Annotated in this window: 10 protein-coding genes; 2 read left to right on the forward strand and 8 right to left on the reverse strand. The window is 71.9% G+C overall.

Annotated elements, in window-relative coordinates; all coding sequences use genetic code 11:
• Positions 1-56: 56 nt before the first annotated feature.
• The 8 genes from AC0ZLC_RS01455 to AC0ZLC_RS01490 form a co-directional block, all read right to left on the reverse strand.
• Positions 57-3,368 carry an RHS repeat-associated core domain-containing protein gene (locus AC0ZLC_RS01455; protein WP_476750215.1) on the reverse strand — a complete coding sequence of 1,104 codons (3,312 nt, stop codon included), beginning with the start codon at positions 3,366-3,368 and terminating at the stop codon, positions 57-59.
• 408 nt (positions 3,369-3,776) lie between these two features.
• Positions 3,777-4,136, reverse strand: coding sequence for a DUF742 domain-containing protein (locus tag AC0ZLC_RS01460; RefSeq protein WP_476749985.1), 360 nt, complete (start codon positions 4,134-4,136; stop codon positions 3,777-3,779).
• Positions 4,133-5,782, reverse strand: a complete 1,650-nt coding sequence (locus tag AC0ZLC_RS01465) for an ATP-binding protein (RefSeq protein WP_476749986.1) — start codon at positions 5,780-5,782, stop codon at positions 4,133-4,135. Before AC0ZLC_RS01465 ends, AC0ZLC_RS01460 begins: the two co-directional genes overlap by 4 nt.
• 97 nt (positions 5,783-5,879) lie before the next feature.
• A complete protein-coding gene (locus AC0ZLC_RS01470) occupies positions 5,880-6,680 on the reverse strand; it encodes a VOC family protein (protein WP_476749987.1) in 801 nt (266 codons plus the stop codon).
• 62 nt (positions 6,681-6,742) lie between these two features.
• Positions 6,743-7,150 carry a peptide-methionine (R)-S-oxide reductase MsrB gene (gene msrB, locus AC0ZLC_RS01475; protein ID WP_476749988.1) on the reverse strand — a complete coding sequence of 136 codons (408 nt, stop codon included), beginning with the start codon at positions 7,148-7,150 and terminating at the stop codon, positions 6,743-6,745.
• A gap of 29 nt (positions 7,151-7,179) precedes the next feature.
• Complete coding sequence (murC, locus tag AC0ZLC_RS01480) at positions 7,180-8,571, reverse strand: UDP-N-acetylmuramate--L-alanine ligase (RefSeq protein ID WP_476749989.1); 1,392 nt, start codon at positions 8,569-8,571, stop codon at positions 7,180-7,182.
• An 85-nt stretch (positions 8,572-8,656) separates the two neighbouring features.
• Positions 8,657-9,130 (reverse strand): indole-3-glycerol phosphate synthase, encoded by a 474-nt coding sequence (locus AC0ZLC_RS01485; RefSeq protein WP_476749990.1) that lies wholly within the window; start codon positions 9,128-9,130, stop codon positions 8,657-8,659.
• Positions 9,131-9,325: 195 nt separating this feature from the next.
• Positions 9,326-10,120, reverse strand: a complete 795-nt coding sequence (locus AC0ZLC_RS01490) for a pyrimidine reductase family protein (RefSeq protein WP_476749991.1) — start codon at positions 10,118-10,120, stop codon at positions 9,326-9,328.
• A 37-nt stretch (positions 10,121-10,157) separates the two neighbouring features.
• On the opposite strand from AC0ZLC_RS01490, the gene zapE reads away from it, so the two are divergent.
• Positions 10,158-11,279, forward strand: a complete 1,122-nt coding sequence (zapE, locus tag AC0ZLC_RS01495; protein WP_476749992.1) for a cell division protein ZapE — start codon at positions 10,158-10,160, stop codon at positions 11,277-11,279.
• 147 nt (positions 11,280-11,426) lie between these two features.
• Positions 11,427-11,765: a hypothetical protein gene (locus tag AC0ZLC_RS01500; protein ID WP_476749993.1), complete on the forward strand. Its 339-nt coding sequence runs from the start codon at positions 11,427-11,429 to the stop codon at positions 11,763-11,765.
• Positions 11,766-11,782 lie beyond the last annotated feature (17 nt).

Here is an 11,782-nt window from a genome sequence, read left to right on the forward strand (position 1 = left end):
GAGGGTGATCCAGTGCGCGGGGGCGAGTGCCCAGTGCATCGCCCCCGCGCATCAAACTACTTCAGTCCGCTCTCCACCTTCCCGGAAACCCATTCTCCGGCAGCGGCACTCGCATAAGCGCAACCCACTTCGATGGCGACCGAAGCCGTGCCTGCGGTCGGTACTCCTGCGAAGCCTGCCGCGAACTGACAAGCGGATTCGATGGCGATCCCGGTGGCCAGTCCAGCTGCCTGCCCCCACAGGGCGTCAGTGTCACCCTGCAGGCCACTGCTGACCGCGTCACTGACATCCTTCACGTCCCCTGGCAGATCAGAAAGGCTGTACAGCCCTGAAGGATCGATCCGGTTGACGGGGTCGCCTTCGGCGTACAGGTAGGGGTTCTGTTCCTGGCCGGAGGGGTCGGGCTGGGTGAAGCGGCCGATGTTGGCGTCGTAGTAGCGGGCGCCGTAGTGGTACAGGCCGGTGGGGTCCTGGTAGCCGCCGGCGAAGCGGTAGGGCTGGGCGACCGGTTCACTGGACTGGGCCAGGATGCGTACGCCGCGCGGGCTGTAGGCGTACGAGTCGACCTTGTTGCCGTCCTCGTCCGCCAGGGCGACCACACTGCCGATGGCGTCGGTGAGGTAGTAGTACGCCTTGCCCCCGGTCGTCATGGAGTTCAAGGTGCCCCCGGGTTCCCGGTTGAATCCCATGTCCGTACCCGCGGTGGTCTTGGCGGACAGCCCGAGCGGGCCGTTGTGGAAGGTGGTGTCGCCGAGCTTGATGCGCTCGCTCTGGTCGGTGGAGCCGTACTGGCCCGCGTACGTCTTGGCGTTGACGGTGACCGACGACATCTGCGAGTGGTCGGTCCACTTCTCGGCGGTGCGGACGTAGTCGTCGGTGGAGGCCGCGGCGGTCTCGTTGCCGATCTTGTCGTAGGACCAGGTGCCCGTGGTGCCGGACTTGCCCGTCAGCTGCTGGGCGTCGTTGTAGGTGTAGGTGGTGCCGCGCGGGCAGCCGGGGTCCGCGCCCTGGGAGGTGAGGTTGCCCGCCAGGTCGTAGCAGTACTGCCAGGAGTCGGCGATCGCCCCCGCCTTCTCCTCCTTGGCGTAGGAGAAGCGGCCCGCCCCGTCATAGCTGTAGGTGCGCTTCGTGCTGCGGACGTTGTCCGTGGAGGTGCGGATCTTGCTGCCGTCGGTGGCCGCGCCGGTGCCGTATCCGTAGGTGTACGCCAGATCCACCAGCGTGCCCTGGGAGGAGGTCACCTTGATGGACGTGGGGCGGCTGGACTTGTCCGGCTCGACCTTCTGCACCGTGCCGCCGGGATAGGTGGTCGTGGTGCGGACGTCGTTGCTGTTGTAGCCGTACGTCGTCACCCGGCCCTGCGGGTCCTTGAACTCCTTGAGCTTGTTGACCTCGTTCCAGGTGTAGTCGACCTTGCCGGCCGGGTCCTGGTAGTAGTCGACGTTCCCGGCCGCGGTGTAGGCGAGCTGGGTCTGCGAGCCGTCCTGGAGGGTGCGCACCGTTTCCCGCTGGAGCGGGTCGAACTCGTACTTCACGGTGCCGGTGCCGTCCGAGCGCTGGGTGGGATTGCCGTCGCCGTCGTACCAGTACTCGACCCGCGCGTAGTTGGAGCTGTCGACGACCTTGATGCGGTCGCGGTTGTCGTAGGAATACGTCACCGTCACGCCGCGGGCGTCCTGGACCGACGTGGTGCGCCCCAGCTCGTCGTAGCGGTAGGTCGTCCTGCCCAGCGGCGAGGGTGCCGTGGCGTAGTCCAGATTGCCCTTGGCGTCGTAGTGGAACGAGGTCGTGACCGTCTTCGTCGACGACATCTTCGTCTTCTGACTGCAGCGCTGGCCCTCGAAGCCGCCGCAGGTCGGGGTGGCGGGGTTGTAGGTGTAGGAGACGTTGCCGCCGCCGGTACCGGTCTGCGCGACCGACATGGTGTTGCCTGCCGTGTCGTACTTGAACTCCGTCTTCTCACCGTCGGGGTTGGTGGAGTCGGAAGGCACGTCACCGCCGCCGGCGATGGTCTGCCAGTGGTTGACCGTCTGGCCGCCCGTGGGCGCCGTCACCGTCTCCAGGTTGTTGCGGGAGTTGAAGCCGTAGTCCGAGACGTTGCCGGGTGTCGTGCCCGAGCCCATCGCGTCGGTGGCGGTGTCGATGTTGTGGTTCGCGTCGAACTTTGTGGACCGCTTGTGGCCCAGGGCGTCGGTCACCTCGGTGACCTGGCCGTCAGCGTCGTGCTGGTACTTCGTCGCGTGGGACTCGGGGTCGGTGGCGGTGGTCGTACCGGCGGCCGTCGTGGAGTCACTGGTGTACGCGTACGTCCAGGTCGGGCCGGTGTGGCCGTCGCTGTTGAGGCCGGTGCCGCGCAGCATGGAGGTGACGCGGTTGGCGGCGTCGTAGGTGAAGACGGTGACGCGGCCCTCGGCGGTGGTGATCTTGTCGATGCGGCCCGAGTCGTCGTAGCGGAAGGTGACCGTCTTGCCCTCGGTGTCGGTGGTCGAGACGAGATGACCGGCCGGGTCGAGGTTGAAGACGGCGGTGCGGCCGGTGTGGTCCTTGGCCTGCCACTGCGAGGCGTCCGTCTTGAGCAGGTCCACCCACCGGCCGGAGCGGGTCTCGGTGAGCTTGAAGCCCTTGTGCTCACTGCCCTCGTCGTGCTGGGTGACGGTGATGGTGCCCTTGTTGCGGTCGGTGACCTTCGTCAGGGTCCCGTTGGCGTCGTAGGTGTCCTTGGAGTGGGACTTCCAGTTGGCCAGGGTGTAGGTGCCGTCGCTGTTCTTCTTCAGCTCCTGCGAGTACCCCTTGGGCGTGGCGAACGTGCCGTCGGTGTTCTTCTTGAACCGGACGGCCGCACCGCTGGAGTCGTAGAGGACGGCCTCGGTGCTCGAGGAGAGGGACAGGTAGCGCTCGTACTGCTGCCACCACCGCTGGGACACCTTGCCGTACGGGGCGTCGAAGGAGTTGTAGGTCCGCGCCAGCATCAGGTTCTGGCCCACGCCGCTGACCTGGAAGTCGGTCGCGGTGAGCATCAGGTTGCCGGTCGAGTAGTCGATCCGGGCGGTCAGCGCGTCCGTGATCGCGAAGTCGGTGATTCGGTGCCAGGGCACGTTGCCCTGGCCTTCCGGCACGAGGGTCAGGACGCCGGCATCCTGCGCCGCGGAGCGGGAGGACTTCCCCGCCGGCGCGGCGGGCGCCGCGGCACGCTCCTTCTGCGCCTTGCGCCAGGCCGCAAGTTCCCTGGACGGCTTGCGCTCCGGGCGGGTGGCCACCGGCTCGGTCGAGCCGACCTTCACCTTCGGCATGCTGAAACGCGGGGCGTCCTTGCCCCAGGCCGACACCGGCTTGGCGTCGTCCGCCACGGCTCCAGCCGCCGGCAGCATCGACAGCGCGAGCGCGCCGGACACCACAACCGCCGCGGCGGTCAAACGGGTTGTTCGTCCACGGGCACGCCGAACGGGCGCGCCGAAGGCACGTGAGTGCACGATTCTCCCCCACAGATGAATGAGCCCCGGCAACCCCGTAGGTCACCAGGAACGCACAACCTGTCACAAGAACCGCACGAAGGTTCGAGCCGTACCCCCGTTCCCGCACTTCACGCGGCCCGGAATCAGCCCCGCCCCTTACCGCTCCCACACCGGGACACAACTCGACGAAACGGGGAGGAAAGTCCAGGCCGACGGGAGGAACGGGCAGGACGCCGCCACTGATCTATGGCCGAGATCTTGTCGCATGACAACGGTCGTCGACGGCCACAGCGCATCGGCTGGTGTGCGTCGTCGCCCCTGCCCTCAGAGGCGGTCGCGGAGCGCGTCGAGCACCTCCTGGAGGACTTCGGGGCCGGGCGGCCGGGCGGCGGGGACGGGCGCCCTGGTGACGAGGTGGCCGCTGTCGACGAGGTCGGCGACCAGCACCTTGGTGACGCTGACCGGCAGCTCCAGGTGCCCGGCCGCCTCCGCGACCGACAGGGCTCCCGGCCCGCACAGCTCGACCAGCCGGCACTTCTCCGGGCTCAGCGGTCCCGGCGGCGGATCGTCTACGCCGACCAGCAGGGTGCCCGGGTCGAGCGTGTTGCGGGTGGGGTGCGCGCGTCCGTCCGTGACCACGTACACCCGCACCAGGCGGCCCGCCGGTGGCCGCCGGGATGTCATGACGCGCCGCCGTCGTCGTCCCGCGGTACCGCCGCGCTCGTCTCCCGAGCCCCGGCCTCGGAAGGTCCGGCGGCCCGGCCCCGGCGGAGTCCGCTCGCGAAGGCGCTCATCCGCCGGGCGTTCTCCTCGGCCATGCGGACGGTGGTCGCGTCGTGCCCGGCGGCTTCCCGGCCCGGCACACGCTCACCCGACCCGCCTCCCCCGCCCGGCACGCCCTCACTCGACCCGGCGCCCCGGCCCGGCACGCCCCCTTCGGTTCCACCGGCCGTCTCTCCCCGCCCGGCCGCAGCGACTCCCTCGGCCCCCACAGCTCCCACAACTCCCACGGCTCCCACCCCTGTCTCGGCCCCCTCTTTCCCCCCGGGTCCTCCGGCTGACGGCACGCGACCGGCTCCCGGCACCCGAGGCGTGCGTCGCCGCCGCCTCGGCAGCGCCTGTGCCGCGTCGCCCTCCGCCGCCGCGCTCCCGTCGGCACCGGCACCGCCGTCGGCCGCCGGGGACACGAGCAGCGCCGGCGGGACGCGGACGACGACGCGTACTCCTCCGCGGGGCGACCGGGTGTCCACGGAGACGGCGAGGCCGTACCGGGCGGCGAGCGCGCCGACGGTGGCGAAGCCGAAGTGCGGCGGGTCGCCGAGGCGGGTGACGTCCACCGGGTGACGGCCGGAGAGCAGTTCGGTGGCGTACTCGGCCGTCTCACGGTCCAGGCCGGCGCCCGCGTCGTCGACCCGCACGCAGGCGCCGTCGGGCACCGAAAGGACGTCGACCTCGACCGTCGTGCCGGGCGGGGAGTGGCGCGTGGCGTTGTCCAGCAGTTCGGCGAGCGCCAGGACCACGGGTTCCACCGCCCGGCCCGCCACGGTCACGTCCGCCCGCCCGCCGACCCGGATCCGCCGGTAGTCGGGGATGCGGGAGGCCGCCCCGCGCACCACGTCGGTGAGGTCGCAGGCCTCCCGTCGCCGCTCGGGCCAGGAGCCGCAGAGCACGCCGAGGGCCTGGACGCGGTGGGCGATGCGGGCGTTGAGGTGGTCGACGCCGAGCAGGTCGCCGAGGACGTCCGGGTCGTCGTGCCGGTCCTGCATCCCGGCGACGGCCGCCTGCTGTTCGTCGGCCAGGACTCCGACCGAGCGCATCGCCTCCCCGAGGGCGGCCCGCGCGGCCCGGTCGGCGTCCGCCCGCGCCTGCTCGACCGCGCCCGCGAACCGTTCCAGTACCGCGTCGAGGCAGGCGGCGAGACCGGTGCCGGCCAGGCGCGCGTCCAGCGGGCCGGTGTCCACGAAGGCGAGCGGCCGGTTGGTGACGGCGGACCGGCCCGCGGGCGCGGGTTCGTCGGCCGCGAGGGTCGGGCCGGCTCCCGGCGGGTACGCCCCGCCGTCGAGCACCGGCGGGTGCACCCGCTCCGTGGGCCCCGGCGGGCGCACCCCGTCCATGGCCCCCGGCAGCCGCACCCCGTCGTCGGGTCCCGGCAGCCGCACCGCGACCAGGTGCCGTATCTCTTCCTCCCAGGCCCGCAGGCGGGCGGCCAGCCGGGCGTGGTGAGCACGCTGGACGGCGATGACCCGGCGCTGACGCACGAGCAGGACGGTCAGGGTGAGCAGGCCGGCCGCCAGGAGCGCCCCCGCCGCATCCGGTGTCCAGGCGGGCATGGTCCCCCTCCGCGCCGCGGTGCCGTGACCGTTCTCGGTGCGGCCCCCTCAACTACGTACAGGACGCGCGGGTTGCTCACCACCGGCGCGCACGGTCTCAGGGTGCCGCGCGCGAGGTGACCGTGAAGCGCGCCCCGTCGGGGTCGCCGAGGACCGCCTCGTCCACGTCGGTCCCGCGTCTGAGGACGCTGCCGCCGTGGGCGAGGGCGGCCGTGACGCAGGCCTCCACGTCGGTGACGGCGAAGTGGATCTGCCAGTGCGGCCGAAGGGCCGGGTCGGGTGCCGCCCCGAGAGCGCCGGAGTAGATCCGGGCCACCACGAGTCCCCCGCTGGTCAGGACGACCTCGTCCCCGTCGTAGTGGACCTCGCAGCCGCCCGGACGGGTGGACGCCCACTGCAGGACCTCGCCGTAGAAGATCGCCGCGTCGAAGGCGTCGCGGGTGTGCAGCCGTACGAAGGCGGGCGCGGCCTGGCGCCAGTGCTCCCAGCCGGCCACGAGCGCGCCTTCCCAGACGCCGAAGACGGCTCCGTCCCGGTCGGCGAGCACGGCGGCCCGGCCGGGCGGGAAGGCGATCGGGCCCACCGCGGTCGTTCCGCCCCGCTCCTGGCTGCGGGACACGGCGGCGTTCGCGTCGGTGACCGCGAAGTACGGCGTCCAGGAGACGGCCGTCTGCCACGCGGTGGCCACCTCGGCGGCGCCCGCGACCGGCACGCCGCCCGCACGGGCGGTCCGGAACTGGTCCCCGAACCCGCCCGTGCTCCACTCCCAGCCGAGCACGGCGGCGTAGAAGGCCTCCGCGGCCCCGAGGTCGCGCGCGCTCAGGCTGACCCAGCACGGCGCGCCGAACACCGAGTCGCTGGAGAGCACCTCACCGTGGAGCGTTTCGTCTCTGTTCATCCGGCTCAGCATCTCCCGCCCCGGCCCGGGGCGCACCGTCGGTCACCCAGGCGGGTCGCGGCTCAGCCCTCGCCGGGCGTCAGCCGCAGCGAGATCGAGTTGATGCAGTACCGCTGGTCCGTGGGTGTCGGGTAGCCCTCGCCCTCGAAGACGTGCCCGAGGTGGGACCCGCACCGGGCGCACCTGACCTCCGTGCGGAGCATGCCGTGCGTGCGGTCCTCGATCAGTTCGACCGCGTCGGTGTCCTTGGGGTCGAAGAAGCTGGGCCAGCCGCAGTGCGACTCGAATTTCTCCCCGGAGGTGAAGAGTTCGGCGCCGCAGGCCCGGCAGGAGTACACGCCCGTGGTCCTGGTGTCGGTGTACTCGCCGGTGAACGCGGGTTCCGTGCCCGCCTTGCGCAGGACGGTGTACTCGGCAGGAGTCAGCTCCGCGCGCCACTGCTCGTCCGGCTTCTCGATGTCGTACGCCATGAAGCTCAACCCCTCACAAAACGCTGTGCCTACTTCGACAGGCGGGCCAGGATCTCGGGGCCGAGATCCGTCACGTCCCCCGCGCCCATGGTGAGAACGAGATCACCGGGCTTCGCCATTCCCGCCACCACGGAGGGCACCTCCGCCTTGTCGTGGACCGATGTCACGTCCGCGCCCGCGGCCCGCGCGGCCTCGATGATCAGCGCGCTGGTGATGCCGGGGATCGGGTCCTCGCGGGCCGGGTAGATGTCGAGGACCACCGACGCGTCCGCGAGGGACAGGGCGTCGCCCATCTCCTTGCCGAGTTCCTGCGTGCGGGAGAAGAGGTGCGGCTGGAAGACGACGAGGATGCGGGCGTCGCCGGCCGCCGCGCGCATCGCCTCCAGGTCCGCGGTCATCTCGGTCGGGTGGTGGGCGTAGGAGTCGATGACCTGGACGCCCGCCTCCTCGCCCTTCAGCTGCAGGCGGCGCTTCACGCCGGTGTAGGAGGCGAGGGCCGGGGCCAGCTCGGCGGCCGGGATGCCGAGCGCCGCGCCCGCCGCGAGCGCCGCCACCGCGTTGTGCGCGTAGTGGCGGCCGGGGACGGAGACGGTGAAGGTCAGCGGTGTGCCGTCCAGCTCGACGGTGACCTCGCTCCTGAGTCCCTGCGCGACCACCGAGAGGACACGGACGTCCGCGTCGGCGGCCTCGCCGTACGTGACCACCCGGACGTCGCGGGTCCTGACGCGGCGGGTCAGCTCGCGGGCACCCTCGTGGTCCGAGGAGATGACCAGCGTGCCGCCTTCGGTCAGGCGCTCCACGAAGGTCTCGAAGGACTCGTAGATCTCGTCCATCGAGGCGTAGTTGGCGTGGTGGTCCAGCTCCACGTTGAGGATGATCGCCACTTCGGGGGCGTACTTGTGGAAGCTGCGGTCCGACTCGTCGGCCTCGGCGACGAAGATCTCGCCCGCGCCGTGCAGCGCGTTGGAGCCGGGGGCGTCCAGGTCGCCGCCGATGGCGTAGGACGGGGCGAGGCCCAGCGTCGACAGGGACACCGCCAGCATGGACGTCGTCGTCGTCTTGCCGTGGGTGCCGGCCACCGCGATCGGGCGCAGGCCGTCCATCAGGCGGGCCAGGGCGTCCGAGCGGTGGACGACCGGGATGCCCAGCTCCGCCGCGCGGGCCAGCTCCGGGTTGTCCGCGCGGATCGCCGAGGAGACGACGACACAGGTGGCGTCGGGGGCGAGGTGCCCGGCCGCGTGCCCGATGTGCACCGTCGCGCCCAGGGCGCGCAGGGCATCGGCGGTCGCCGAGTCCTTGGCGTCGCTGCCGGCCACCCGGGCACCCCGCTGGGCGAGGATCTTCGCGATGCCCGACATCCCGGCTCCGCCGATCCCGATGAAGTGCGGTCGGTCCATGGCGGTAGGAAGGCCGGGTGCCATGTGTGTTCTCCCCAAGCGGTGCGGTGGTGACGAGCGGTAGGACGGCAGCGGACGGCAGGGTGCCCGCGGCTGCGCGGGCCCCAGCCTATGCCTTGCTGTGCGAGAACAGTTTCAGCACCGGGACGCCCACCTTGTGCCGCGCCCGGGAGGCCCAGTCGCGGTGGAAGAACTCCTCCACGTAGTGCGGGTCCGTGAGCACGATGACCTCGTCGGCGCCGATCTCGTCGACCAGGGTCTTGAGTGCGTCCAGCGGGTGGTCCTCGACGAGCCGCCCCTCGGCCGCGCTGCCGGACGTGCGCAGGGCGAGCAGGGAGACGTCGAGCGCCTGCTGTCCCTGCCCGAGCGCCTCCTCGCCCTCGGGTGTCTCGTCCTCGCGGACCGCTTCGTCCAGCTCGCCGAGGGCGACGTCGTCGATGGCCCGCAGCAGCCGGTCCGCCTGGTCGCCGCGGGGCTGGAGCAGTACGTGGAAGGTGACCGCCTCGTCGCCGTGCAGGGTCGTGACGAACTCCACGTCGGCGGACGTCAGGGCCTTCTCGATCATCAATACGCTTGTGAACACGACAGGCGCCCTTCTCCTCCGAGGGCCGTCTGGGGCCCTGTCTCCTCCGGGGGCCGCGCGGCCCCGCCTCCTGCGTCTCGCGCACGGGCCGTCCTGTGACCCTGCGGAAACCATCCTGCCCCGTAACCGCAGGGGTACCGCGCGATTCGGCGTGCCCGGCGGAAACCAACCGGAACAGCACATTCCGTCACCGTGTCAGGTCCGACGGTATCGGCTGAAGAGGAACCCGGCCTCCTCCAGCAGGGACGCCAGTTCGAAGCGCGCCGGAACGCTCACCGGGGGGCCCGAGGCGATCCGCTGGGCGCCGCCCGCCGTGAGCATCGGGGAGACGGTGAGACACAGTTCGTCGAGGACACCGGCGGCGATCAGCTGGCCCAGCAGGCGGGGGCCGCCCTCGGTCAACTGGCGGGTCAGGCCGCGGCCTGCGAGGGCGCGCACCGCACGGGCGGGGTCCACTCCCGTGCCGTCACCGGCGATCACCACCTCGGCGCCCGCCTCCTCGGCCGCGGCGATCCTGCCGGGCGCCGCCGCGGCACCGGTGAGCACGAGCGTGGGCACCAGCGGCGAGGTGAACAGCGGCAGCGAGAAGTCCAGGTCGAGACTGGCGCTGACGACGGCGACGGCGGGCGCGGGGCCCTGCCCGGCCGCCGCGCGGAGCTGCGCGAAGGCCTCACGCGCGCGTGCCGGACGGTACCCCTCCTGGCGCACCGTCTCGGCGCCCACCACGACCACGTCCGCGAGACCGCGCAGGGTGCCGAAGATCCGCATGTCCGCGGCGCAGGAGATGGGCTGCGAGCGTCCCTCGTGCTGGGCCGCGCCGTCGAGGGTGGACACCATGTTCGCGCGCAGCCACGGGTCCCGGCCGCCGGGGTGGGCGTAGGCGCGCGCCAGCTCCTCCAGGCTCCACTCCCGGTCCGTCACCTCCGTACCGGGCGCCCCGTCCGAGGCCTGGGCTGCTGTTTCTTCGGTCACAGGGAACAGGCGTCGCATGTCGTGCAGTGTGGCACGGCCCTTAGAGTGGGTGACCGTGTCGTCCACCCCGGCCGCCCATGGCCTCAGCCCGATAGCCGAAGCGGCTCCCCTGTCCCTGTGCGCCCGCGAGCCCCACGTCCCCGCGGACCGGCTCGTCGCCGAGATGGTGCCGCCGCCGCGCTTCGACTCGGTCCGCTTCGATACGTACCTCCCGGACCCGAACCAGCCCAGCCAGACCGAGGCCGTCCGCGTCCTCGGCGACTTCGCGGCCGGCCTGGGCGGTGCGCACGCCTCCGGTGCGGGCAGACGCAGGCTGTTCGGCTTCGGCAGGGCTCCCAAGGCCCCCGCCGGGCCGCGCGGCGTCTATCTGGACGGCGGGTACGGCGTCGGCAAGACCCACCTGCTGGCCTCCCTGTGGCACGCCACCCCGGCCGAGCCCGCCCTCAAGGCCTTCGGCACCTTCGTGGAGCTGACGAACCTGGTCGGCGCGCTCGGCTTCCAGAAGACCGTGCAGACGCTCTCCGGCCACCGGCTGCTGTGCATCGACGAGTTCGAGCTGGACGATCCGGGCGACACCGTGCTGGTCTCCACGCTGCTGGGCAAGCTGGTCGACGCGGGCGTGGCCCTCGCGGCCACCTCGAACACCCTGCCGGGCAAGCTCGGCGAGGGCCGGTTCGCGGCAGCCGACTTCCTGCGGGAGATCCAGGGCCTGTCCGCGCGCTTCCGTCCGCTGCGCATCGACGGCGAGGACTACCGCCACCGCGGGCTGCCCGAGGCGCCCGCGCCGTTCTCCGACGAGCGGGTCACCGAGACCGCGTACGCCACCGAGGGGGCGTCCCTCGACGACTTCCCGCACCTGCTCGACCACCTCGCACGCGTCCACCCCAGCCGGTACGGCGCGCTGACCGACGGCGTGCGGGCGGTCTGCCTGACCGGGGTGCGGCCGGTGCCGGACCAGTCGACGGCGCTGCGGCTCGTCGTGCTCGCGGACCGGCTCTACGACCGCGAGGTGCCGGTCCTCGCCTCCGGGATGCCCTTCGACCGGCTCTTCAGCGAGGAGATGCTGAACGGCGGCTACCGCAAGAAGTACTTCCGCGCGATCTCCCGGCTCACCGCGCTCGCCCGGGACGCCAAGGTCCTGGTGGAGAAGACGGAACCGGAGTCCGACCGAACGTAAAACGTCTTCTGCAGGCAGTATCCCGCCACTCCCCCTCCCTGCCGTTTCAGGCCCCCTTCAGGGTGAAACATTGAGTTCACCCAGCAAACGACTTGCCGCGCTAGCGTGCTGGTCGACGTGCGGGGACGAACGCCGGGAGGGGAGCGCGTGTTACGAGGCAGTAAGACCCGGGCGCTGTTCTCGGCCCTCGCCGCCGTCCTGCTGGTCCTCCAGTTGTTCGCGTCCTCCGAGGCGTTCGCGTCCGTACAGACGAGCGAGATCATCTCGTGCGGGGAGACCGAGGACCCGCAGAAGGTGGCCCCGCCCCCGGCGGCGCGCGCCCGGAGCCGCGGCGAGGACCGCATACCCGGGGTGCCCCTCAACAGTTCGCCGGAGCGGTCCCACCCCCGCGTGTCGCCTCTGCCCGCACTCGCCGGCCCCGACCCGCACGCGTCGAAATCCTCCACCGTCCACTCCCCAGCGGCACTTCAGGTCTTCCGCTGCTGACCGAGGCGTGACCCCCC

The organism is Streptomyces sp. GLSS-08, assembly GCF_056387915.1.